23 protein-coding genes are annotated in these 23,527 nt (G+C 64.3%); 14 read left to right on the top strand and 9 right to left on the bottom strand.

What is annotated here, in order from left to right:
• Positions 1–44: 44 nt before the first annotated feature.
• Complete coding sequence (locus Q0743_RS00820; RefSeq protein WP_298239701.1) at positions 45–509, bottom strand: helix-turn-helix domain-containing protein; 465 nt, start codon at positions 507–509, stop codon at positions 45–47.
• Positions 510–669: 160 nt separating this feature from the next.
• Here Q0743_RS00820 and Q0743_RS00815 point away from each other — a divergent pair, with 160 nt between their 5' ends.
• From Q0743_RS00815 to Q0743_RS00795, 5 genes are all read left to right on the top strand, one after another.
• Positions 670–1,407 (top strand): SDR family oxidoreductase, encoded by a 738-nt coding sequence (locus tag Q0743_RS00815; protein ID WP_298239700.1) that lies wholly within the window; start codon positions 670–672, stop codon positions 1,405–1,407.
• Between the two features lie 63 nt (positions 1,408–1,470).
• Complete coding sequence (locus Q0743_RS00810) at positions 1,471–2,472, top strand: nitronate monooxygenase family protein (RefSeq protein ID WP_298239699.1); 1,002 nt, start codon at positions 1,471–1,473, stop codon at positions 2,470–2,472.
• 108 nt (positions 2,473–2,580) lie between these two features.
• Positions 2,581–3,000: a hypothetical protein gene (locus Q0743_RS00805; protein ID WP_298239698.1), complete on the top strand. Its 420-nt coding sequence runs from the start codon at positions 2,581–2,583 to the stop codon at positions 2,998–3,000.
• A gap of 181 nt (positions 3,001–3,181) precedes the next feature.
• Positions 3,182–4,756 (top strand): alkaline phosphatase D family protein, encoded by a 1,575-nt coding sequence (locus tag Q0743_RS00800; protein ID WP_298239697.1) that lies wholly within the window; start codon positions 3,182–3,184, stop codon positions 4,754–4,756.
• Positions 4,757–5,015: 259 nt separating this feature from the next.
• The gene (locus tag Q0743_RS00795; protein WP_298239696.1) at positions 5,016–5,834 is read left to right on the top strand and encodes an aldo/keto reductase; all 819 of its coding nucleotides are present in this window, start codon (positions 5,016–5,018) and stop codon (positions 5,832–5,834) included.
• A 178-nt stretch (positions 5,835–6,012) separates the two neighbouring features.
• Here Q0743_RS00795 and Q0743_RS00790 read toward each other — a convergent pair whose 3' ends face one another.
• Together Q0743_RS00790 and Q0743_RS00785 are read right to left on the bottom strand one after the other, a co-directional pair.
• Positions 6,013–6,243 (bottom strand): hypothetical protein, encoded by a 231-nt coding sequence (locus tag Q0743_RS00790; protein ID WP_298239695.1) that lies wholly within the window; start codon positions 6,241–6,243, stop codon positions 6,013–6,015.
• Between the two features lie 95 nt (positions 6,244–6,338).
• A complete protein-coding gene (locus Q0743_RS00785) occupies positions 6,339–6,791 on the bottom strand; it encodes a hypothetical protein (protein WP_298239718.1) in 453 nt (150 codons plus the stop codon).
• Between the two features lie 171 nt (positions 6,792–6,962).
• Here Q0743_RS00785 and Q0743_RS00780 point away from each other — a divergent pair, with 171 nt between their 5' ends.
• Positions 6,963–7,235, top strand: coding sequence for a helix-turn-helix domain-containing protein (locus Q0743_RS00780; RefSeq protein WP_174719210.1), 273 nt, complete (start codon positions 6,963–6,965; stop codon positions 7,233–7,235).
• Between the two features lie 18 nt (positions 7,236–7,253).
• Positions 7,254–8,108: a 3,4-dihydroxyphenylacetate 2,3-dioxygenase gene (hpaD, locus tag Q0743_RS00775; RefSeq protein ID WP_298239694.1), complete on the top strand. Its 855-nt coding sequence runs from the start codon at positions 7,254–7,256 to the stop codon at positions 8,106–8,108.
• A gap of 10 nt (positions 8,109–8,118) precedes the next feature.
• Here hpaD and Q0743_RS00770 read toward each other — a convergent pair whose 3' ends face one another.
• Both Q0743_RS00770 and Q0743_RS00765 read right to left on the bottom strand, forming a co-directional pair.
• On the bottom strand, positions 8,119–9,351 hold the full coding sequence (locus Q0743_RS00770; protein ID WP_298239693.1) for a PLP-dependent aminotransferase family protein: 1,233 nt from the start codon (positions 9,349–9,351) through the stop codon (positions 8,119–8,121).
• A gap of 94 nt (positions 9,352–9,445) precedes the next feature.
• Complete coding sequence (locus tag Q0743_RS00765) at positions 9,446–9,973, bottom strand: DUF3124 domain-containing protein (RefSeq protein WP_298239692.1); 528 nt, start codon at positions 9,971–9,973, stop codon at positions 9,446–9,448.
• A 67-nt stretch (positions 9,974–10,040) separates the two neighbouring features.
• Here Q0743_RS00765 and Q0743_RS00760 point away from each other — a divergent pair, with 67 nt between their 5' ends.
• The 4 genes from Q0743_RS00760 to Q0743_RS00745 all read left to right on the top strand — a co-directional run bounded on the left by Q0743_RS00760 (position 10,041) and on the right by Q0743_RS00745 (position 15,433).
• The gene (locus Q0743_RS00760; RefSeq protein ID WP_298239691.1) at positions 10,041–11,771 is read left to right on the top strand and encodes a cation:proton antiporter; all 1,731 of its coding nucleotides are present in this window, start codon (positions 10,041–10,043) and stop codon (positions 11,769–11,771) included.
• 169 nt (positions 11,772–11,940) lie between these two features.
• Positions 11,941–13,017: a 3,4-dihydroxy-2-butanone-4-phosphate synthase gene (gene ribB, locus Q0743_RS00755; protein WP_298239690.1), complete on the top strand. Its 1,077-nt coding sequence runs from the start codon at positions 11,941–11,943 to the stop codon at positions 13,015–13,017.
• A gap of 135 nt (positions 13,018–13,152) precedes the next feature.
• The gene (locus Q0743_RS00750; RefSeq protein WP_298239689.1) at positions 13,153–14,367 is read left to right on the top strand and encodes an acyl-CoA dehydrogenase; all 1,215 of its coding nucleotides are present in this window, start codon (positions 13,153–13,155) and stop codon (positions 14,365–14,367) included.
• A gap of 148 nt (positions 14,368–14,515) precedes the next feature.
• On the top strand, positions 14,516–15,433 hold the full coding sequence (locus Q0743_RS00745; RefSeq protein ID WP_298239688.1) for an MBL fold metallo-hydrolase: 918 nt from the start codon (positions 14,516–14,518) through the stop codon (positions 15,431–15,433).
• Between the two features lie 73 nt (positions 15,434–15,506).
• Here Q0743_RS00745 and Q0743_RS00740 read toward each other — a convergent pair whose 3' ends face one another.
• The 3 genes from Q0743_RS00740 to Q0743_RS00730 form a co-directional block, all read right to left on the bottom strand.
• Positions 15,507–16,361: a DUF1499 domain-containing protein gene (locus tag Q0743_RS00740; RefSeq protein WP_298239687.1), complete on the bottom strand. Its 855-nt coding sequence runs from the start codon at positions 16,359–16,361 to the stop codon at positions 15,507–15,509.
• Between the two features lie 228 nt (positions 16,362–16,589).
• Complete coding sequence (locus tag Q0743_RS00735) at positions 16,590–17,771, bottom strand: ABC transporter substrate-binding protein (RefSeq protein ID WP_298239686.1); 1,182 nt, start codon at positions 17,769–17,771, stop codon at positions 16,590–16,592.
• Between the two features lie 183 nt (positions 17,772–17,954).
• On the bottom strand, positions 17,955–19,583 hold the full coding sequence (locus Q0743_RS00730; protein WP_298239685.1) for a fatty-acid--CoA ligase: 1,629 nt from the start codon (positions 19,581–19,583) through the stop codon (positions 17,955–17,957).
• A 64-nt stretch (positions 19,584–19,647) separates the two neighbouring features.
• Here Q0743_RS00730 and Q0743_RS00725 point away from each other — a divergent pair, with 64 nt between their 5' ends.
• Positions 19,648–20,739, top strand: a complete 1,092-nt coding sequence (locus Q0743_RS00725) for an extensin family protein (protein WP_298239684.1) — start codon at positions 19,648–19,650, stop codon at positions 20,737–20,739.
• A 36-nt stretch (positions 20,740–20,775) separates the two neighbouring features.
• On the opposite strand, the gene Q0743_RS00720 is transcribed toward Q0743_RS00725, so the two are convergent.
• Positions 20,776–21,462, bottom strand: a complete 687-nt coding sequence (locus Q0743_RS00720) for a L,D-transpeptidase (protein ID WP_298239683.1) — start codon at positions 21,460–21,462, stop codon at positions 20,776–20,778.
• Between the two features lie 336 nt (positions 21,463–21,798).
• Between Q0743_RS00720 and Q0743_RS00715 the strand changes: the two genes are divergently transcribed.
• Positions 21,799–22,776 carry a magnesium transporter CorA family protein gene (locus tag Q0743_RS00715; RefSeq protein ID WP_298239682.1) on the top strand — a complete coding sequence of 326 codons (978 nt, stop codon included), beginning with the start codon at positions 21,799–21,801 and terminating at the stop codon, positions 22,774–22,776.
• A 263-nt stretch (positions 22,777–23,039) separates the two neighbouring features.
• The gene (locus tag Q0743_RS00710; RefSeq protein ID WP_097659660.1) at positions 23,040–23,258 is read left to right on the top strand and encodes a hypothetical protein; all 219 of its coding nucleotides are present in this window, start codon (positions 23,040–23,042) and stop codon (positions 23,256–23,258) included.
• The last annotated feature ends 269 nt before the right edge of the window (positions 23,259–23,527 follow it).

Here is a 23,527-nt window from a genome sequence, read left to right as displayed (position 1 = left end):
TGCTCCGGTCAAGCCGGGGCATGACACCGATTACTTGACCCCACTCACCCCACAACTTCCTTCCGTCCCGGCCCCGCATGCACATGCACTTGCTTGGCGTGCAGCGGGTCGCCGCACTCCGAGCACACCATCACGGGGTCGAACAGCTTGCCGCAGGTCTTGTGCTCGTGCAGCAGCGGGCGGCCGCGCTCGTCGCCCATGTGGGTATCGCCCCAGTGCACCATGGCCATGATGATCGGGTAGAGATCGAGCCCCTTCTGGGTGAGGATGTATTCGTAGCGCTTGGGCGCCTCGGAATAGGGCACGCGGCGCAGGATGCCTGAGCGCACCAGCTTCTTCAGCCGCTCCGAGAGCAGGTGGCGCGTGATCTGCAGCGACGATTGGAAGCCCTCGAACCGTCGCACGCGCAGGAAGCATTCGCGCAGGATCAGCAGCGTCCAGCGATCGCCGACCACGGCAATGGTGCGGGAGAGCGAGCATTGCTCTTCGTCCAGCGTGTCCCATTTCATGGTCGGTCTCCGGCTCGCCTGGTCAGTCAGAAAAAGGAACTGACTTGAATGTTCGAAGTAATTTTCTCCGGAAGCTAGCATCACAGCTGGAAATTTGACAGTTCTATTTTGGAACTATAGCCTTCCCTTAGTTGCACCGCGCTGACCGGAGGAGGCGACCTTGCCCAAGCGAAACGCGACAGCCGCCGTGATCGGGGCCGGCGATTTCATCGGCTCTGAGATCGCCAAGAAATTCGCAGCCGAAGGGTTTTCGGTGTTCGCCGGCCGCCGCAACGGCGACAAACTCGCACCGCTGGTCAAGGACATCGAGGCTTCGGGCGGCGAGATCCACGCGCGCTCGCTCGATGCGCGGAAGGAGGAGGAGGTCATCTCCTTCCTCAACGACGCCGACAAGCATGCACCGCTCGAGGTCTGCATCTTCAACGTCGGCGCCAACGTCAATTTCCCGATCCTTGACACCACCGAGCGCGTGTTTCGCAAGGTCTGGGAAATGGCCTGCTATTCCGGCTTCCTCGCGGGCCGGGAAGCGGCGCGGCTGATGCTGCCGCGCGGCGGCGGCAATATCTTCTTCACCGGGGCCACGGCCAGCCTGCGCGGCGGCAGCGGCTTTGCCGCCTTCGCCAGCGCCAAATTCGGCCTGCGTGCGGTGGCGCAGGCGATGGCGCGCGAGCTTGGGCCGAAGAGCATCCATGTCGCCCATCTCATCATCGATTCCGGCGTCGACACAGAATGGGTACGGCAGCGCCGCCTGGAGGCGCTCGGTCCGAACGCGCTCGACAACCCCGATCTCCTGATGCCGCCGGCCTCGGTCGCAGATGCCTATTGGCAGCTCTACCAGCAGCCCAAGAGCGCCTGGACCTTCGAGATGGAGATCCGCCCGTTCGGAGAGAAATGGTGACCGCCGTGCAAAAGTCCGGCTAGACTGAATCGAACCCAAGCAAAATTCCGGGGAGGTATTTAAGTGAAGACTGCGATCACCGAACTGTTCGGCATCGAGCATCCCATCATCCAGGGCGGCATGCATTTCGTCGGCTTTGCCGAGCTTGCGGCCGCCGTCTCCAATGCCGGCGGGCTCGGCATCATCACGGGTCTGACGCAGAAGACGCCGGAATTGCTCGCCAAGGAGATCGCGCGTTGCCGCGACATGACCGACAAGCCGTTCGGCGTGAACCTCACCTTCCTCCCGACCTTCTCGGCGCCGCCTTATCCCGAATACATCGCGGCCATCGTCGAAGGCGGCATCAAGGCGGTGGAGACCGCGGGCCGCAGCCCGGAGGCCTACATGCCGGCGCTGAAGGCCGCCGGCATCAAGGTCATCCACAAATGCACCTCGGTTCGCCATTCGCTGAAGGCCGAGCGCATCGGCTGCGACGCCGTCAGCGTCGACGGCTTCGAGTGCGGCGGCCATCCCGGCGAGGACGACATCCCCAACATGATCCTGCTGCCGCGCGCGGCGGAGGAATTGAAGATCCCGTTCGTCGCCTCAGGCGGCATGGCCGATGGGCGCAGCCTCGTCGCGGCGCTGTCGCTGGGCGCGGCCGGCATGAACATGGGCACGCGCTTCATCGCCACCAAGGAAGCCCCGGTCCATCAGAACGTGAAGAACGCGCTGGTCGCGGCGACCGAGCTCGATACCCGCCTGATCATGCGCTCCTTGCGCAACACCGAGCGTGTGCTGAGGAACGCCAATGTCGACCGCCTCATCGAGATCGAGCGCGAGAAGGGCGACAAGTTGAAGATCGACGACATCCACGACCAGGTGGCGGGCGTCTATCCCAAAATCATGCTGGAGGGACAGATGGACGCCGGCGCTTGGAGCTGCGGCATGGTCGCCGGGCTGATCCACGACATCCCCTCCTGCAAGGAACTGATCGATCGGATCATGACTGAAGCGGAACAGATCATTCGCAACCGCCTGATCGGGTTCCTGGATGGGACGGGGGCGACGCGAAAGGTCGCCTGACACCGCCAAACTTCTTAACCAACCCGGGAACTGACCGCTGGAATTGCGCGCGACGCCTCCTAAATAGGGATAAAATAGCCCTTTCATAATCAATTTCAGGAGGCGTCCGTGGTCCTGAAGAGCGTTCATTTCGCAGCTGCCGTTGCACTCGTGCTCGCAGCGGGCAGCGTCGCGCGCGCTGACGACTACAAGCCAGACGAATATCTCGGTCTCGATCTCTCCAGGGCCGTGCTGTCGCCGAAGCGGCTCGGGCCCGAGACGCAATTCGCGCCGATCGCGCTCGAAGCGCGCGGCGGCAATGAGGCGCAGGCACGCGCGGAGCCGGTCGACGTGCCGAAGAAGGTTGCGGCCGAACGCGTTCGCGTGGCCGAGCCGAAGGTTGCGCATGCCAAGCCCGCGCAGCCGCGCGGGGTGGCCCGCACCAGGCTCGCGCATCGTCATGGCAACCCGCTCGACGCGCAGGCGATGGATACCCGCATCCAGACCTGGCCGTGCCGCAGCGGCGGCATCTGCAACTGGAAGCATTAGGTACTTCGCCTCTCCCCGCAAGCGGGGCGAGGGGGCACACCTGCATCGCGGCTGCGCTATTCGCGCTCGATGTCCCGTCATCCCCCCGTCGCAAAACCGTAGGCTTGGGGTCAAGAAACCGTCAGGTTAGCCGTCAAGGAGCGCAGGCACCTTCCGTCGCGATTCGACGAAGGTTTCCTGAATGGCAATGCTCCGCGCTTCCAGCGCATGGACCCGCCGGCAATTCCTGGTCCGCTCGACTTCGAGCTTTGCGCTCGCCTCGCTCGGCACGCTCGCAACCCCTTATCTCAGCCGTGCAGCAGATCGGCCGCAGATCGCAGGCGGCATCCAGTCCGGCGATATCTGCGACGGCTCCGCAATGGTCTGGGCGCGCGCGGACCGGGCCGCACGGATGCAGGTGGAGTGCTCCACCGTCGAGAGCTTCAGGAGCATCATCGCGTCGGCTTCGCGCGATGCGCTGCCGGACACCGATTTCACGTCGAAGCTGCAGCTCGACGACCTGCCGCCCGGACAGGACATCTTCTACCGCGTCCGTTTCGACGACATCGCGACCGGGCTTTGCGGTGAAAGCCGTGTCGGCCATTTCCGCACGGCGCCGGAAGCGGGCCGGTCGATTTCCTTCGTGTGGTCGGGTGATGTCGCGGGGCAGGGCTGGGGCATCGACGTCGCGCGCGGCGGCTATCGCAGCTATCGCACCATGCTCGACAACCGCCCGGATTTCTTCATCCATTCCGGCGACCACATCTACGCCGATTGCACGATTCCATCCGAGCAGCGGCTGCCGAACGGCGAGACCTGGCGCAATCTCGTGACCGAGGAGAAGGCCGAGGTCGCGCACACGCTGGCGCAGTTCCGCGGCAACTACAAATACAACCATCTCGACGAACATTTCCGCGCCTTCCACGCGGACGTCCCGATGTTCGCGCAATGGGACGATCACGAGGTCAGCAACGACTGGTCGCCGACCGGAACTTTCGATGACGCCGGCCATGAGGATGACGGCACCCCGCGCCTGGTCGCGCGTGCCCGCCGCGCCTTCTTCGACTTCATGCCGATCCGCGATATCGGCGCGCGGCAGGGCCGGGTCTATCGCAAGATCGCCTATGGCCCGCTCTTGGACGTCTTCATGATCGACATGCGCAGCTATCGCGACGACAGCTGGAACAAGGGCGATGACAAGCGCGGCTGGATCCTCGGTGCCGAGCAGCTTGCCTGGCTCAAGCGCGAGCTCGCTGCCTCGCGCGCGACCTGGAAGGTGATCGCAGCCGACCTGCCGATCGGCCTGATCAGCCTGGACGCCGTCGCGCTCGGTGACGGGCTGCCCGACCGGCGGGAGCACGAGATCGCCGACCTGCTCAGCGCCATCAAGCGCGCCGGCGTGCGCAACGTCGTCTGGCTCACCGCCGACATGCACTACACCGCCGCGCATTACTACGACCCGAACCGGGCGCAATTTCAGGATTTCGAGCCATTCTGGGAGTTCGTCTCCGGCCCGCTGCATGCCGGCAGCTGGGGGCCGGGCGAGCTCGACAACACCTTTGGTCCGGTCGCGATGTACCAGAACGGCTGCAGCGCCGCGCAAGGCGAGAATCTGGCGCCGTGCTTCGGGCTGCAATTCTTCGGCCGTGTCGACATCGACGGCCGCGATGGCGTGATGACCGTGACCCTGAAGGACGTCGACAATCGCGACCTCTGGTCGGTCGACATCGTGCCGCAGCCGCAACTGCGCCCGGCTGTCGTGGCACAGCACTCGTGAGGAGCGGTTAACTCTTCTCGCCGTCATGGCCGGGCTTGACCCGGCCATCCACGTCTTGGCGTCTGGCACGAAGAACGTGGATGCCCGGGACAAGCCCGGGCATGACGATGGAGTAAGCACCTAACCCGATCTTGATTGGCCACGCTGCGGTCGGCGCACTAGGATGCTCGTTCCCGCCACCTCTTTTCCATCACCGAAGAGTCTGTTCCCCGCGGCACATCGCGCGACCGGCGGGATGCAACATGTCAGGAGCCTGTTCATGGACAATCTGAAGACACAGGGCATCGGCATGCCCAAGCTCGGCCTCGGTACCTTCCGCATGCAGGGCGATGCTTGCCGCGCCGCGGTCGAGAGTGCGCTGTCGATCGGCTACCGCCACATCGACACGGCCGAGATGTACGCCAATGAGGAGCCGATCGGCTCAGCCATCGCAGCGTCCCGCCTGCCGCGCGCCGAGCTGCACGTGACGACAAAAGTCTGGCACGAGAATCTCAATCCCGACGCGATCCGGCGGGCCTTCGACACCAGCCTGAACAAGCTCCGGCTCGACCATGTCGATCTCTATCTCGTGCATTGGCCCTCGAAGGCTGCGAACTGGGGCGCGGTGTTCGAGACCTTGATGAAGCTGAAGGAGGAGGGGCGTACGCGAGCGATTGGAGTTGCGAACTTCACCACGGCGCTGCTCAAGATCGCGGTCGAGGACGTCAAGGCGCCGATCGCCTGCAACCAGATCGAATATCACGCCATGCTCGATCAATCGAAGGTGCTGGCCTATCTCACGGCAAAGTCGATCCCGCTGGTGGCCTATTGTCCACTGGCGCAGGGCCGCATCGCCTCGGATCCGGTGCTCAGTGAGATCGGTGCGAGGCACAACGCGACCGCCGCGCAAGTCGCGCTGAAATGGCTGCTCGAGCAGGACGGCGTCGCGGCGATCCCGAAGGCCTCGCGCCGCGAGAGCCAGCAGGCCAATCTCGACGCGCTGAAGATCACGCTCGACGATGCCGATCGCCGGAAGATCGCCGCGCTGCCGAAGGATCGCCGCTGCGTCAATCCGGGTTTTGGGCCGAAGTGGGATTAGCTTCGTCCATATGCTAGCGAAATATTCGTAGGGTGGGCAAAGGCGCACTTGCGCCGTGCCCACGATCTTTCCGATCGGCCACGGACGCGTGGGCACGCTTCGCTTTGCCCACCCTACGAGGCCGACGATGCGCAAAGAAAACGGCCCCGTGAGGGGCCATTCCCATATGCGTTCTCAGTTAGTCCCAGTGGCGATGGCTGCGCTTGATCACGACGACCCGGTCGCGATGGTGGCCGCGATGCCAGCCGTAATCACGATGCCCGCGGAATTCGGCGCGGGCGCCGTACGGGCCGTGATGATGATGGTGATAGCCGCCGCGCTTGATCACCACCGTCTCCGCGCTTGCCAGCGTCGGCGCCGCGATCACGAGCGCACCCAGGGCCGCAACCACAAAACCAAGCTTCTTCATGATGTCCTCCTCCAATCGAATGCACATTTAAACCGCGCATTCGCAGGAACGTTCCGGAGGAATTGCAGGAGAATTCTGAACGGCTGTTCAGGTGGTTAATCGCAACGCTGTTGTACGGGCGTCGGTGCGCCCGTCGCGACGTACTTGCCGTCCTTGATCGTGTACTCGCCGCGCTCGCTGCGATTGTAGATCGCGCGCAGGCTGCCGTCCTTCACCAGCAGCAGCCCGAACTCGCGCGCCTGGCGCAGTGAGGGGAAGTACACCATGACATTGAGCAGGCCCTCGGCGTTGACCGTGGCCGACACCACTTCGTTCTCGTCCTTGGCGTCGCCGAAGTTACGCCGGTACATCACCCGGCCGTCCTTCCGGATCTCGTAGGTCAGGAGCGCGCCCTTGTCGCGGTCGGGTCGGGCAGCGCAGTCGACCGCCCATGAGCCGAGCAGGCCCCATTGCTCGACCGTCGCGGCCAGCGTCTCGGCACCTGCTCTGGGGGCCATCGCCGCCCACAGCATCGCAGCCGCGATCCAGCGGCTCAAACCACGCGTCATGTCCTGAAGGAGCCCCGCCTCGAAGAATTCCAAGAATACTTCCAAGTGTAGCATCCCGTCCGCTTCCGTCCATGGCCGCCCCCCGATCGCTCGCGAATTTGATCCGCGTCAATGAGGGCGGCCTTTTCCGGCGTAGGATGGCGCTTCCCGAAGGCGAACCTGGATAGAGCAATGCTGAATCAAGTCATGGATTTTGCGGGCGAAGTGCTGCCGGGGAGCTGTGCCGTGCCGCCGTATTCCGAGACCGAGTTTCTGAGCGAGCTGGGTGATCGCCTGCGGTCCTCGCGCATGCGCTGTGACCTGTCGCGCCGCGAGCTGGCCCGCCGTTCCGGGATTTCCGAGCGCTATATCGCCCAGATCGAGGCCGGCAAGGGCAACGTCTCGATCGTGCTTCTGCTGCGGCTCGCCTCCGCGATCCATGGCAGCCAGCCCCAGGCGGCCTGACATTCCGAGGTGACCGCCATGGGGCAGCTCGTCCTCGCCGCCAAGGTCACCCACGTTCCATCATTGATGCTGTCGGAGCAACCCGGCAGCCCGTTACGCGATGCGCGCGAGCCGGCAGTCAGCTCCTTGCGGGAGCTCGGCCGGCGGGCAAGAGAGCGCGGTGTCACCTGCTTCGTGGTGTTCGACACCCACTGGCTCTCCAATTTCGGCTACCACATCAATGCCAATGCGCGGCATCGCGGCTCGTTCACGAGCCACGAGGCGCCGCAGATGATCCAGGATCTGCGCTACGATCTGCCGGGTGATACGAAACTGGCGGAGGCCATCGCTGGCAGGGCCGGCGAGGCGGGCCTGAACGTGATTGCGCATCAGGTGACGAGCCTCGGGCTCGAATACGGCACCATCGTGCCGATGCACTACATGAACCCCGACGGTTTTGCGAAGGTCGTCTCGATTGCTTCGCCGCTGTTCACCTCGTTCGAGGAGAGCCGGATCCTCGGCGAAGCGACCCGCCGCGCGATCGAGGAATCCGGTGAGCGGGTCGCGGTCCTCGCCAGCGGTTCGCTCTCGCACCGGCTCTGGCCGAACAAGAAGCTGGGCCCCGAGGCGTGGACGTCGGTCGCCAGCGAATTCAACCGCCAGGTCGATCTGCGCGTGCTCGAGCTGTGGCAGAGCCGCCGCTACCGCGAATTCCTCGACATGCTTCCGGACTACGCCACCAAGTGCAACGGCGAAGGCGGCATGGCCGACACCATCATGCTGTTCGCCGCGCTCGGCTGGTACGACTATCGCGGCGCCGCCGAGCAGCTTTGCGACTACTTTCCGTCTTCCGGAAGCGGACAGGTCAACGTGGAGTTTCACGTCGAGGCGTGAGGCCGTGGCCTCAGGCCCGCTTCTCCACATTGGCGCTGCGAGCGGGCACGCCGAACTCCTTGCGGCAGACCTCGGCCAGCACCGCGACGCCCTCGCGGATTTGCTGATGCGTCGGACTCGCAAAGCACAGCCGCAGGCGCGAGGCGGAATGGCTCTTGTCGGTCGACCATTCCGGCCCAGGATTGATGGAGACACCCGCGGCGAGCGCGGCCTGATACAGTTTCAGCGTGTCGACCTGATCGGGCAACTTGACCCAGAGGAAGATGCCGCCCTTCGGCTCCTCGAATTCCGCCGCCGTCCCGAACTGCTCGTTCAGCGCCTCCATCAGCGTGTCGAGCTTGGTGCGCAGCGCCTTGGTCAGCGCCGGCACGTGGCTTGCGAAATGCGGCTTGCAATAAGCTGCGAGCACCATCTGCTCCAGCGCGCCGGAGCCCGCATCCGTCTTCAGCGCCAGCATCCGCGACATCACCTCCCAGGGCGCCACGATGAAGCCGACGCGCAAGGCCGGCGCGATCGATTTGGAGAACGAGCCGATATGGATCACGCCGCCGCTCGGGCTCATGGCGTAGATCGCCGGCGGCCGCTGCCCCGACCAGACGAGGTCTGCATAGCAATCGTCCTCGAAGATGGGCACGCCGTATTCGGTCGCGAGCCGCACCAGCTCGGCGCGGCGGCTCTCCGGCATGATGCTGCCGGTCGGATTCTGCACGGTCGGGATGGTGTAGATGTATTTGGGACGGATTCCGCGGCTCTTGAGGTCGGCCAGCGTCGTCGCCAGCACGTCCATGCGCATGCCGTCCTTGTCGAGCGGGACGCCCACCACGTTGACGCCGAGCCGCGCCAGGCGGGTCAGCGAGCCCTGATAGCTGTCCTGCTCGAAGATCACGGTGTCGCCGCGCGTCAGCAGCGTGGCGTTGACCAGGTCGAGCGCCTGGAGCGAGCCGGAGACGATCAGGAGATCGTCGACGGTGCAGCTGATGCCGGCGTCGCGCTTGAGTTTGGTCACCAGGAATTCGCGCAAGGGCAGGTAGCCCTGCGGGCCATGCGCCAGCCCGTAAGTCGCGAGCGAGCGGCCCTCGCGCCGCAGCACCGCGTTGGTCGCCTCAATCAGCTCGTCGAGCGGCACCTGTTCGGAATCGTTGTTGCCGCCCACGAAGCTGTATTTGGCAAGGCCCGTCCAGCGCGCAGAGGGGGCCGGCAGCCCTGCCGGAAACAGGGGCGCGAATTCGAAGCTGGACGTCATGGGAGCGTTCCTCGTTTTGTTCTTGTTGAGCGGCCGGCGTTGCACCGGCCAGCCTTGTTTCTCGTGTCTTGCCGACCGTCCGGGCTGGACGGCCTTACTTCATTGTGGCCGTTCTGGTCGGACGGCCCTGGCTGATGAAAGCGTAATGCGCATTGGCGACGCCGCCAACCATGAGGGCCTCGACCACGGGCTCGGCGATCTCGCCTGTCGCGGCCCAGTCGACCAGGAAGTTGGCCCCTGTCCCGCCGCGCACGTCGTCGGTCGGAATGAAGATCGAGACGGTGGCCAGCGGCTTCAGCGCCACCTGGCCTTTCAGGTAGGACTCGACCTGCTTGCCTGCGGTGTCGAAATAGGCGATGCGTTTGATCACCAGCGGCTGGGTTTCGGAGGCGTTGTGAACACTCAAGGTCACCGAGAAGTCGACGCGCAGCTTGCCCTGGCTCATGGCCACGCTGGAGTAAGCGGGCACGTAGAACCCGCCGGAGACCTGGAGTTCCCCCTTTGGCATTGTGGTGAGGGAATCGGCAAAGTTCTGTTCAATATTGACCTTGGATTGAGCGGCCGCGGGCACGGCAAAGGCGAGGGGGCATAGCAGCATTGCTGCGAGCAGCCCTTTCTGCATGTGACGAATTGCTCGCTTGCCGCGCCGCAACCCGTCTCTAGGGTGCGGCAAAACGGACCAATTTGGTATGCACGAGCTCATTCGCGACATCACTCTCTGTATTCTGTTTGCCTGGATGCTGGGCTTGCTCGCCCATTTCTCCCGGCAACCGCTGATCCTGGCCTATCTTATCGCCGGCTTTTGCATAGGTCCATTCGGCGCCGGCTGGGTCCATTCGCAGGAATCGATCGGCGTCATCTCCGAGCTTGGCCTGATCTTCATGCTGTTCATGATTGGCCTCGAGATCGACCTGAAGAAGATCGTGCGGGCGGGAAAGGTGATCCTGTTCGCGGCGGGCGGCCAGCTGCTCGGCGGCTGCCTGCTCGGCGTAGCGTTCTTCGTCGGCATCGGCCTGTCGCTCGGCGGCGGGCATTTCGATGCGGTCTATCTCTGCGTTGCCTGCGCGCTGTCGAGTACCGTCATCATCGTCAAGGTGCTCTACGAGAAGCGCGAGCTGGACACGCTGCCGGGCCGCATCACGCTCGGCGTCTTGGTGCTGCAGGACATCTTCGCCATCTTGTTCCTGGCGGTGCAGCCGAGCCTTGCCAATCTGCAGGCCAGCGTCATCCTGCTCTCGATCGGCCGCGTCGCGGTGCTGGTCGCCGCCGCGCTGCTGGTCAGCCGCTACGTGCTGCCGCGCCTGTTCCACCAGATCGCCCGCCGCCCGGAGCTGATCCTGCTGGGCGCGCTGGCCTGGTGCTTTCTCGTGGCCGAAACCGCCGAACGGCTGTCGCTGTCGCGCGAGATGGGTGCGCTGATCGCCGGCGTCTCGCTCTCGACCTTTCCCTACGCGCTCGACGTCACCGCCAAGGTCACGACGCTCCGCGACTTCTTCATCACGCTGTTCTTCGTCGCGCTCGGCATGACGATTCCCGTCCCCGGCCTGTCGGTGATCGGGCTGGCGCTGATGATCGCGGCCTTCACCGTGGTCAGCCGCCTCGTCACCACCTTTACGCCGCTCTATCTGATGAAGCAGGGCCTGCGCGCCAGCCTGTTGCCGGCGCTGAACCTCGCGCAGATCTCGGAATTCTCGCTGGTGGTGATCCAGACCGGCGTCAACGATCACCATATCGCAGCCCAGACGGCGAACGCCGCCTCCTTCGCCTTCGTGGTGCTCGCGGTGCTCTCGACCTTCGCGATGAGCCGCAGCGATGAGATCACCCGCTGGGCGATCGGCCCCCTGAAGCGGATCGGCCTGCGCGACCTCGACCACGGCAATGGTCACGGCGAGGAGGGGCACGAGGGCGGCCATGGCGAGGCCCGCCGCATCGTCATCCTGGGCTTTTTCCGTGCGGCGAGCGCGCTCTTGGCCGAGATCGAGCGGCAGACGCCGGTGCTGCTGGAGCAGATCACGGTGGTCGACTTCAACCCCAATGTGTACCAGACCCTGCTTTCGCGCGGCCTGCACGTGATCTATGGCGACATCAGCAATGTCGACACGCTGCTCCATGCCGGTGTCGGCAAGTCCGAGATGATCATCCTCAGCGTGCCGGATTCGCTGCTCAAGGGCGCCACCAACGAAAAGCTGGTCCGCCACGTCCGCGCGCTCAATCCGACCGCCCTGATCGTCGCCACCGCCGATCTCCTCGCCGACGTCGGTGCGCTCTACGAGGCCGGCGCCAGCTATGTCACCGTGACCCGGCTCAGCGATGCCCACGAGCTGTTCACGGTGATCGAGGCGGCCCAGGCCGGCCTTCTCGCCGACAAGCGCGCCGAAATCGATCAGCGGCTCGGCGAGCGCCGCGAAGTGTTGCCCTGAGGAGGCCGGCCGCCTTCTTCCGCGGCGATCTGCGCCTATATGCCTGGTATATCGGTGCAAGCTGGCTCCGACGGCCCGCCGCCCGGAATATGCGGTTGCGTCCAGGACACTAGCGCCCCGGCCCAAGTCCGGCTAAGCCTCCCGCCCATAACCGATAGAGATTGGGGATATGCCCGATAGCGTCCAGGAAGTCTTGCAGGCCTTTGCCCGGGGTGAACTCGTGGTCGTCACCGACGACGACGACCGCGAGGGCGAGGGCGATCTGATCGTCGCCGCCTCGCTCTGCACCGCCGAGAAGATGGCCTTCATCATCCGTCACACCTCCGGCATCGTCTGCGCGCCGGTGACCACCGAGGACGCGCGCCGCCTGCGGCTTGATCCGATGGTGGCCCATAACGATTCCGCGCACACCACCGCCTTCACGGTGTCGATCGACTACAAGCCCGACGGTGGCACCGGCATCTCGGCGGATGAGCGCGCCTCCTGCTGCCGCGCGCTGGCCAATCCGAATGTCGGGGCCAATGATTTCGCCCGGCCCGGGCACATCTTCCCGCTGATCGCCAAGGACGGCGGCGTGCTCCTGCGCTCCGGCCATACCGAAGCCGCCGTCGACCTCTGCAAGCTCTCCGGCCTGCCGCCGGTCGGCGTCATCAGCGAGCTGATGAACGACGACGGCAGCGTGATGAAGGGCGAGCAGGTCGCGCAGTTCGCGATCCGGCACAAGCTGAAGCACGTCACCATCGCGGACATGATCGCCTACCGCCAGGCGCGCGAGAAGCTGATCGAGCGGGTCTCCACCTTCGTCACCGAAAGCCCGATCGGACCGCTGCAGGGCTATGCCTACCGCTCGCCGTTCGATTCCATCGCCCACGTCGCGTTCGTGTATAACGGCGTCGGCGACGGCAGGAACGTGCTGACGCGCTTCCACAAGCCGAACATCGTCAAGGACATCTTCACCGGCCACAAGCGCATGGCCGCCGTGCTCGAGCACTTCAAGAAGTCAGGCCGTGGCGTACTGGTGTACTTGCGCGACGGCGCGGCCGGTGTCCCCGTGGCGGCGCTGCCGGACGAGACGCAGACCGAGGCCGACCGCAACCGCCAGTGGCGCGAGGTCGGTGTCGGCGCGCAGATCCTGCGCGACCTCGGCGTCACCTCGATCCGCCATCTCACCTCCTCGGTGCACGACTACAAAGGCCTGTCGGGCTTCGGCATCGAGATCGTCGCCAACGAGCAGCTCGAAAGCTGACACGCAGCGTCATTCCGGGTTCGACGCTTCGCATCGTCCCGGAATGACCGAAACCACGATGCAATTGCACTTGTTGCCGCGGCGCTTTAATTTGTCGGGCAATTTTCGACGGAACCAGACGCGAAAGGACGTTTCATGAGCGTGCGCCCTCAGACCAAGGACAAGCCGGCTGCGGCTTCCTTCCAGTGGGACGATCCGTTCCTGCTCGACGAGCAGCTGACCGAAGACGAGCGCATGGTGCGCGACACCGCCCGTGCCTACGCCCAGGACAAGCTGCTGCCGCGCGTCACCAAGGCCTATCTCGAAGAGAAGACCGACCGCGAGATCTTCAACGAAATGGGCGAGCTCGGCCTGATCGGCATCACGCTGCCCGAGGAATATGGCTGCGCCAATGCGAGCTACGTGGCTTATGGCCTCGTCGCGCGCGAGATCGAGCGGGTCGATTCCGGCTATCGCTCGATGAACTCGGTGCAGTCCTCGCTGGTGATGTACCCGATCTACGCCTATGGCGACGAGAACCAGCGCAAGAAGTACCTGCCCAAGCTCGCCAGCGGCGAGTGGGTCGGCTGCTTCGGCCTGACCGAGCCCGACGCCGGCTCCGATCCCGCCGGCATGAAGACCCGCGCCGAGAAGGTTTCCGACGGCTATCGCCTGACCGGCAGCAAGATGTGGATCTCGAACGCGCCGATCGCGGACGTGTTCGTGATCTGGGCCAAGTCGGCCGAGCACAACAATGAGATCCGCGGTTTCGTGCTGGAGAAGGGCATGAAGGGCCTGTCCGCGCCGAAGATCGGCAGCAAGCTCTCGCTGCGCGCCTCGATCACCGGCGAGGTCGTGATGGATGGCGTCGTGGTGCCCGAAAGCGCGCTGCTGCCCAACGTCTCCGGCCTCAAGGGTCCGTTCGGCTGCCTCAACCGTGCCCGCTACGGCATCTCCTGGGGTGCGATCGGCGCCGCCGAGGACTGCATGCATCGCGCCCGCCAGTACACGCTCGACCGCAAGCAGTTCGGCAAGCCGCTCGCGGCGACCCAGCTGGTGCAGAAGAAGCTCGCCGACATGGAGACCGAGATCGCGCTCGGCCTGCAGGGCTCGCTTCGCGTCGGCCGCCTGATGGACGAGGGCAAGTTCGCGCCCGAGATGATCTCGATCATGAAGCGCAACAATTGCGGCAAGGCCCTCGACATCGCCCGCGTTGCCCGCGACATGCACGGCGGCAACGGCATCTCGGCCGAATTCCACGTGATGCGCCACGTCCATAACCTTGAGACGGTCAACACCTACGAGGGTACCCACGACGTCCACGCCCTGATCCTGGGCCGCGCCATCACGGGCATTCAGGCGTTCTTCTGAGCCTGGCGGTGACCGGGTGAGACACGAGAACTCTCCAACTGCGTCATGGCCGGGCTTGTCCCGGCCATCCACGTCTTAAACCACGCGAAGAACGTGGATGCCCGGCACAAGGCCGGGCATGACGAAGTCAGCAAGGGTTGAGCAAGCCATGTCCGACAACGACGACGTCCCGTTCAACCGCAACTTTCCGCTGAAGCCCGGCATCGTCGAGGAAGTCCGCCCGGGCGTGCGGCGGGTGCTCTGCAACAATCCGAGCCCGTTCACCTTCACCGGCACGGTCAGCTACATCGTCGGCAAGGGCAATGTCGCGATCATCGATCCCGGTCCGGACGATGAGGCGCACGCTGCGGCGCTGCTCGATGCCGTTCGCGGTGAGACGGTGAGCCACATCTTCGTCACCCACACCCATCGCGACCACTCGCCGAACACGCCGCGGATCAAGCAGGCGACCGGCGCGCCTGTTTACGCCGAGGGGCCGCACCGCGCCTCGCGTCCGCGCTTCGAGAGCGAGAAGCACAATCCGGAATCCGGCTCCGATCGCGACTTCGTGCCCGACATCACGATCGCCCATGGCGACGTCGTCGAGGGCGACGGCTGGCGGCTCGAGGCTGTCGCGACGCCGGGGCACACCGCCAATCATCTGGCCTTTGCCTGGCCGGAGCGAAAGTTCAACTTCGTCGGCGATCACGTGATGGGCTGGTCGACCTCGATCGTGGCGCCGCCCGATGGCTCGATGATCGACTACATGGACTCGCTCGACCGGTTAGCTGCCCGCGAGGAGGATCTCTATTTCTCCGGCCACGGCCCCGAGATTCCGGAAGGCCAGCGTTTCGTCCGCTTCCTGATCCGCCATCGCAAGGCGCGCGAGGCCTCGATCCTGCACCGCCTCGCCAAGGGCGAGACCGACATCCCGACCATGGTGCGCGCGATCTATATCGGCATCGATCCGCGTCTGACCACGGCCGCCGGCTATTCCGTGCTGGCGCATCTGGAGGACCTCGTCGCCCGCGGCGTGGTGGCGACGGATGGTGATCCCGTGATCGGCGGGACGTATCGGATGGCTTGAGGGCGAAGAGCGAATGGGGAGTGGCGAATAGGCGGCCTTCCATTCGCTATTCGCTACTCTCCATTCGCCATTCTTACTTCTTCACCGTCTTCGCCGGCGCCTTCGGCGGCGTCACGGGCGTCTTCTTCACCGGCTTGAGCGCATCGGCATCGGCGGCGGTGTTGAGATCGTCGATGAATTTCTTGACCCGCGCGGCGTTGCTGCCGAGATCGCTGTCGAAATTGCGCGAGGCCGAGCGGATATCGACGCGGGAATCGTCGCCGTCCGCCACGAACCTCATCGAGACGTCCTCGCGGAATCCCATGATCGGCGTGCGCGCCACCGCCTCGATGCGGCCGATGCGGCGCGGCGGCTGCGGCGCGCGCTCGTCGATGACGATCCATTTGCGCTTGTTGACGAGCTGCAGCGCGATCGCATAGGCACGGTCGACCGAAATCTCGAGCTCGACCGGCTCGATATCAGGATAGAAATGGCGCTGCTGCTCGGCCGAATAGAGGCCGGCATAGACCGCGGTGTTGGTGCCCTCGCCGGTGCGCAGGCGCGCCAGCGCCTCGAAACGCGGTGGATCGATCGGGTCGGTGGTGATGTCGTGGATCGCCGGCAGCTTGCGATATTGCAAGGCCAGATAGGCGGGATAGGCGAGGATCGCCCCGTCGATCAGGAAGGCGAGCAGGATGCGCGCCATGCCGCGCGAGCCGTTCTGCCAGATCGCGGCAAAGCCGGCGAGCCCGAGCAGGATCGAGAGGCCTGATATCGCAAGGCCGCCGAAGAAGGTCGCAAGCGCCGGCTTCGGCTCCAGGAAGTCGAAGCGGACGATGATGATGGAGACCAGCACCGCGACCACGGCGAACACGGCCAGATTGCGTGCCCAGCTCGCGAGGCTGGACACGGGCTCCGACTGATAGGGAGCGGAAAACCTGCGGGCCATGCTGTATCATCACCGATCTAGGTCGCCGTCGTGGGCAAAGGCGGCGGGAGCAAGCTGACCTAGCGCATTTTCCGCGGGGCTGTGAAGCGGTTTATCCCCGTTCTGGACCCGTATGCGGCCGCCGGAGGCGGCCGCATTGCGTCGAACCCCCGGCTGACCCGAGCCGGAGGGCAAAGAGAGGCGCGTCAGCGACTGCGCCTCTCGCGCCGCTCGATCTGGACCGCGCTTTTAGTGCGTGACCAGCGGGCAGGCCGAGTCCGACAGCTTGCCGAAGGCCTCCTCGCCGGACATGGTCTGGACCAGCTTGTAATAATCCCACGGATATTTCGACTCGTCCGGCTTCTTCACCTGCATGATGTACATCTCATGCTCCATCAGGCCGTCGGCGCGGATCTTGCCGTTGCTGGTGAACATGTCGTCGATCTTCATCTTCTTGAGCTCGGCCATCACCTTGTCGGCGTTGGTCGTGCCGGCCGTCTTGACCGCGTTGAGGTAGGTCATCGTGGCCGAATAGTAACCGGCCTGGTTCATGGTGGGCTCGCGCTTGGTCTTCTCGTAGTAGCGCTTGGCGAAGGCGCGGGTCTTGTCGTTCAGGTCCCAGTACCAGCCGGTGGTGAGATAGAGGCCCTGCGCGGTCTTCAGCCCCAGGCTGTGGATGTCGCTGATGAAGGCGAGCAAGGCAGCGGGCTTCATCGTCTTGCCGATGCCGAACTCGTCGGCGGCCTTGATCGAGTTGGTGAAGTCGTTGCCGGCATTGGCCAGTCCAAGCACCTGGGCGCCGGAGTTCTGGGCTTGCAGCAGGTAGCTGGAGAAATCGGAGGTCGACAGCGGAACGCGCACGGCGCCGATTACCTTGCCGCCGTTGGCTTCTACGACGTGTGAGGCGGATTCCTGCAACTGCGTGCCGAAGGCATAGTCGGCGGTGAGGAAGAACCAGGACTTGCCGCCCTGGCTCACCATAGTCTTGGCCGTGCCGTTGCCGAGCGCCGTGGTGTCGTACACGTAATGGACGGTATAGGGCGTGCAGTCCTTGCCGGTCAGCGAGGCGCCGGCGGCGCCGATCGCGATGAAGGGAATCTTCTTCTCCTTGGCGACATTGTTCATCGCCAGGCTGACGCCGGTGTTCGATCCGCCAAGGATCATGGTGACGCCGTCGCGGTCGGCCCATTCGCGGAATTTTTGCGCCCCGACGTCCGGCTTGTTCTGGTGATCGGTGACCATGAACTCGATCTTGTTGCCGAGCACGGTGCCGCCGAAATCCTCGATCGCCATCTTGGCGGCTTCGACGCCGCCGGGGCCGATCACGTCGGCGTAGAGGCCCGACATGTCGTCGATGTCCCCGATCACCACTTTGTTATCGGCGGCATGCGCTGCGGTGGCCGCGACCGATGCGGCGAGCAGCGAGAGCATGGTTCGTCTCGGACCTAATTTCATATCGAGCGTTCCTCATATCTTCGATTATTCGTCTGACGCGCGGCGCGAACTTACGGAGGGGCGCCATCGGCTCCAATTCGCCTTTCGTCGCGTTGCCGGCAACGAAAACGGCCCCGCACGAGGGTACGGGGCCGGCTTGTCTTAGCGCCTTGGCGGTTGCTACGCCGCCGCGTTCGGGAAGCGATAATCCTTGAACTGGTCGCGCAGCGCTGTCTTGAGGATCTTGCCGGTCGCCGTGTGCGGGATGCCGTCGACGAAGGCGATGTCGTCGGGCATCCACCATTTGGCGATCTTGCCGTCCATGTAAGCCAGGATCTCCTCGCGCGTGGCCTGCTGGCCCTGCTTGAGCTGCACGATCAGAAGCGGCCGTTCGTCCCATTTGGGGTGGAATACGCCGATCACGGCGGCTTCTGCCACGGCCGGATGGCCGACCGCGAGGTTCTCGAGGTCGATCGAGGAGATCCACTCGCCGCCGGACTTGATCACGTCCTTGGAGCGGTCGGTGATCCGCATGTAGCCGTCCTCGTCGATGGTCGAGACGTCGCCGGTATCGAAGAAGCCGTCCTCGTCGAGGATGTTGGTGTCGACGCGGTAATAGGCCTTGGCGACGGCGGGGCCGGAGACCTTGAGGCGGCCGAAAGTCTTGCCGTCCCAGGGCAGCTCCTTGCCGGCATCGTCGGTGATCTTCATCTCGACCGCGAAGGGCGCATAGCCCTGCATCTGCAGCACGTCGAGCCGGGCATCGCCGGTCGCATTCTGGAACGGCGGCTTCAGCGCCGCGACGCTGCCGATCGGGCTCATCTCGGTCATGCCCCAGGCGTGACGCACGTTCGAGCCCATGTCGAGGAACGCCTTGATCATCGAGCGCGGCATCGCCGAGCCGCCGCAGATCACCATCTTCAGGTCCGGCAGCTTGAGGTTATTGGCGGCCATGTGCTGCAGCAGCATCAGCCACACCGTGGGCACGCCGGCGGTGTGCGTCACCTTCTCGGTCGAGAGCAGCTCGTAGACCGAGGCGCCGTCGAGCTTGGCGCCGGGCATGACTAGCTTGGTGCCTTGCGACGGCGCGGAGAAGGCGATGCCCCAGCTGTTGGCATGGAACAGCGGAACCACCGGCAGCATTGTCTCGGACGCACTCGTGCCGAGCGCGTCGACATTGTTGGCCATCAACGCGTGCAGCACGTTGGAGCGATGCGAATACAGCACACCTTTCGGGTCGCCCGTCGTGCCGGACGTGTAGCACATCGCGGCCGCCGTGTTCTCGTCAAAGTCCTTCCATTTGAATTTGCCGTCGGCCTGCGCAATCCAGTCCTCGTAGGCGATCACGTTCTTCAGCGTGGTCTGCGGCATATGCGCCTTGTCGGTGAGCACGATGTAGCGCTCCACGCTCGGCAGCTTGTCGGCGATCTTCTCCAGGATCGGAACGAAGGTGAGATCGGTCATCACGATGCGGTCTTGCGCATGGTTGATGATCCAGGCGATCTGCTCGGGGAAAAGGCGAGGATTGACGGTATGGCAGATGGCGCCGATCCCCATGATGCCGTACCACACTTCGAGATGGCGCCAGGTGTTCCAGGCGATCGTTGCGACACGGTCGCCGAGCTTGATGCCGTCGCCTTCCAGCATCTGCGAGACCTTGAGCGCGCGCTTGTGGATCTCGGCGTAAGTGGTGCGATGGATCGGTCCCTCGACCGAGCGTGTGACCACCTCCTGCTTGCCATGAATCTTGGCGGCGTGTTCGATGATCCGGTGGCAGAGCAGGGGCCAATCTTGCATCAAACCAAGCATTCCGACGTTCCTCCGAGAAGTCGCTGGGCGCGTTGTCGCTCTCAGCGTTGGGCCAAAGATTGCCATGACTTTTAGCGTGCCGGACTTTCGCCGCAAATGGTCTTGTCGCGGCTATATGTCCGCTGGCGCGGCAATGGTTACCGCTGCGCTCGGGCTGTCGCTCCTGCTCGCCGAGAGGGCCGAGGCGCGGAAATATCCTGCGCCCCTCGACATCTTCGGTCTTGGTACGCCACGGCCGCGTGCGGCCACTCATACCGCCAGGATTCCGCTGCCGAGACCGCGGCCCGACGCCGCTCCCAAGGTGCCGGGCAAGGCGCCGGTCGAGGCTCCGCCCGAGGCGGAGGGAAAGCCGGCTCCCGACAAGCCTGGTGCCGACAAGCCTGCCGAGGCCGCCTCACCACAGAAGCCGGTCTCGGCCTGCCGTCTGGCGCTGACCGAGGAGATCGCGATCGCGCCCTCGATTCCGGATATCCGCGGCCCCGGCGCTTGCGGCGGCGAGGACCTGGTGCGGCTGGAGGCCGTGGTGCTGCCGGACAAGCGCAAGGTGACGGTCAAGCCGGCGGCGATCCTCCGCTGCACCATGGCCTCCGCGATCGCCGACTGGCTGCGCAAGGATATGGTGCCGCTGGCCACCAGCCTCGGCACGACCATTGGCGAGCTCGATAATTTTGACAGCTTCGAATGCCGCGGCCGCAACCGCGTCGCCGGCGCGCTGCTGTCCGAGCATGGCAAGGCCAACGCGCTTGACGTTCGCGGCATCAAGCTCGCCAACGGGCAGTCGATCGGCCTGACCGACCGCACCATGCCGCGCGAGGTGCGCGAGCGCGTGCTGCATTCGGTTTGCACGCGGTTTTCCACCGTGCTCGGCCCTGGCTCGGACTGGTACCACGAGGACCATATCCATCTCGACCTGGCGCAGCGGCGCAACGACTACCGGATCTGCCAGTGGAATGTCTGGGATCCGCTGCCGCAAATCGCCCCGCTGCTGCCGGCGGAACGGCCCGAGGAGGCGCCGCCGCGCGAGGTCGCGGCCAAGCCCGAGACCAGGGAAGGCGCTGACGAGGAGACGAAGAAGGCCCCCGCGCCCGCGGAGAAGCCGGCGACCGAGGGCAGCAAGTCCCAGCCGCACAAGCCGGCAACAAAAAAGCGCCGGTGAAACCGGCGCTTTTGAATGTTCAGAGGTTGAAGGCGATCAGTAGCTGCCCGCCTGGCCGGTCTGGCTGTTGCCGAGCGCCAGTCGCGAATTGTAGGGGGAGTCGCCGTGCTTGGGCTCGAGCACCACCACGATCGTGCCGAGCTTGACGCGGTCATAGAGGTCGATCGCGTCCTCGTTGGTCAACCGGATGCAGCCCGACGAGATCGAGGCGCCGATATATTCCGGCTGGTTGGTGCCGTGGATGCGGAACAGCGTGTCCTTGCCGCCCGAATAGAGGTAGATCGCGCGAGAGCCCATCGGATTGTCCGGGCCGGGGGCGACATAGGTCGGCACGCCCAGGCGGGAGATCTCGCCGGGGGTGGGGTGCCAGGCCGGCCACTCGGTCTTGCTGCCCACCTTGGCGATGCCCGACCAGGCCATGGCCTCTTCGCCGACGGTGATGCCGTAACGGATCGCCTTGCCGCCATCCATGACGTAGTAGAGATAGTGATTGTCGGAATCGACCACGATCGAGCCCGGCGACTCCTTGCGGTGATAGTCGACGATGGCGCGGCGGAACGGCTCCGCAACCGGGGTGTTCTCGTACCGGACCTTGGCGAGCAGTTCCTTGTCCTTCGGCTTGAAGGCCTTGGTGTCGGTCGCCTCGAAATGCGTGGCCTGCATGCAGCCCGACAGCATCAGGCCAGCGGCCAAAATCCCAAACTTAACTTTCAGCGACGACATGGTTTGGTTCCAATCAAAACAATACCGTGCGGAAGGCCTGAGCTTAACGCCCAAGTTCCTCGACTCCGTTAATCCCATTATCGTTGAAATCTGCCACAATTCCAGCACTGAAGGCCTTTTCCCGCGCTGCGAGAGCTTACCTGTGGCTTTTCTGCCGCAAATTTTGCGGCGAAGTGAAGTTTTTGGGGCCGGTGGAACCGAACTGTCGATTCCGTGCCACAGTTGAGCCATGGCGCCGCCATAAATGCCAACGCTTCGTTAATGCGGTTGTCATCGTCAACATGTCAGAATCGCGCTAACGGCTGTCATTCTGTCGCAGGTCCTCCGGAGTCGTAGATGTTTTCGGTGTTTGTTCCCTCCGAGTCCGCCCTGAAGAAGGTCGTGGTCGAGGATCTCTCGGCATTGCCGGAAAACGCGGTCTGGATCGATCTCGTCAATCCCAGTGCGGCGGAGGACAAGGCGGTGGAGCGGCTCGCCGGTATCGCCATCCCGACCCGGGAAGACATGCAGGAGATCGAGATCTCCAGCCGGCTCTATATCGAGAACAGCGCGCGCTACATGACTGCGACGCTGATGTGCCACTCCGATACCGACATGCCCAGGACCACGGCGGTGACCTTCATCCTCGGCGACCACCGCCTGGTGACGGTGCGCTACGACCTGCCGAAGCCGTTCGCCCTGGTCGAGGCCAAGCTCGCCCGCTCCTGCACGCCGTCCGTCACCGGCGAGATGGTGCTGATGGAGCTGCTGGACGCCGTGATCGACCGCTGCGCCGACATCCTGGAGCGTTGCGGCGCCGAGATCGACCAGGTCAGCCACGACATCTTCGAGCCGGAGAGCGAGCGCCACGGCCACGCCAAGCAATATTCCCAGATCCTGATCTCGATCGGCCGCAAGGGCGACCTGACCTCCAAGGTCCGCGAGAGCCTGGTCTCGATCGGCCGCGTCGTGACGTTCCTGTCCGCGGTGGTGGAGGGCGTGAAATGGTCGAAGGACATGCGCGAGCAGCTCAAGACCATGCAGCGTGACGTGGCCTCCCTGACCGACCACGCCTCCTATCTCTCCAGCAAGATCACCTTCGTGCTCGACGCCATGCTCGGCGTCGTCAATCTCGAGCAGAACAACATCATCAAGCTGTTCTCGGTCATGGCCGTCGTCCTGATGCCGCCGACGCTGATCGCCTCGATCTACGGCATGAACTTCAAAATGATGCCGGAACTCGAATGGGTGCACGGCTACCCGATGGCGCTGGTGATGATGCTGATCGCCGCCATCGTCCCGTACTGGATCTTCAAGTTCAAGAAGTGGCTGTAGGAGCATGAACCGGACCCGAAGGGCCGCGTAGCGCAAAGTGTGCAGCGGTTTTCCGAATAGATCATGCTCAAAGGAAGATCCCTACCGAGACCTTACGCCGTTCGCAGAGACACGGTGGTTGGTGTCGCAGAATAGAGCGGGATTGCGGCCGCGCGGTGATGGGTGCCCGGTGCCCCAATTCCTCCGGTAAAATTTGAGCGGTGGGCTGAACGTTTGCGCGAAACTTGTCTGCGATAAGCAGTGCGTAGCCGCGAGGAACAACCATGGTTGAAAAACACATAACGTCGCCCCGCAACGTCATCGACCTGGCGAACTATCGCCAGGCGATGACGAGCGGCAAGGCGTCGTCGATGTCGGTGCGCATGTGCCGGCACTGTGGTGCTCCGCTGCTCGACGGTGAGAACGACGACGATTGCTCGACCGCATTCAGCACGGCCGCCCCGCGGCCGCGTGACAGGTCGCGTCGGATTCGAATCGATTGAGGAACGGAAGGCGAGGGCGATCCAGGTCTTGCGGCGGCGTTGTCTGGATCGCCTTGCTTCCCCTCTCGATGAACTCTCGCTGACGGGCGGCCGCGGACACAGGCCGCCGCCTGAACCCCATCGTCACCCGTCGGGCAAAACACCCGGCAACGCTGTCAATCCATTCTTTCAAAAATATTCCACTTTACCGAAATTCGGTTTTGTCGTATGTATCGCCCATCCCGGCTCACCCAAGAGGGGCGACTTGAGGTCGTCTTGTTCGCGAGCCG

Source organism: uncultured Bradyrhizobium sp., assembly GCF_936943645.1.
Lineage (GTDB): Bacteria > Pseudomonadota > Alphaproteobacteria > Rhizobiales > Xanthobacteraceae > Bradyrhizobium.
This window is presented reverse-complemented; position numbering and strand designations above follow the sequence as displayed.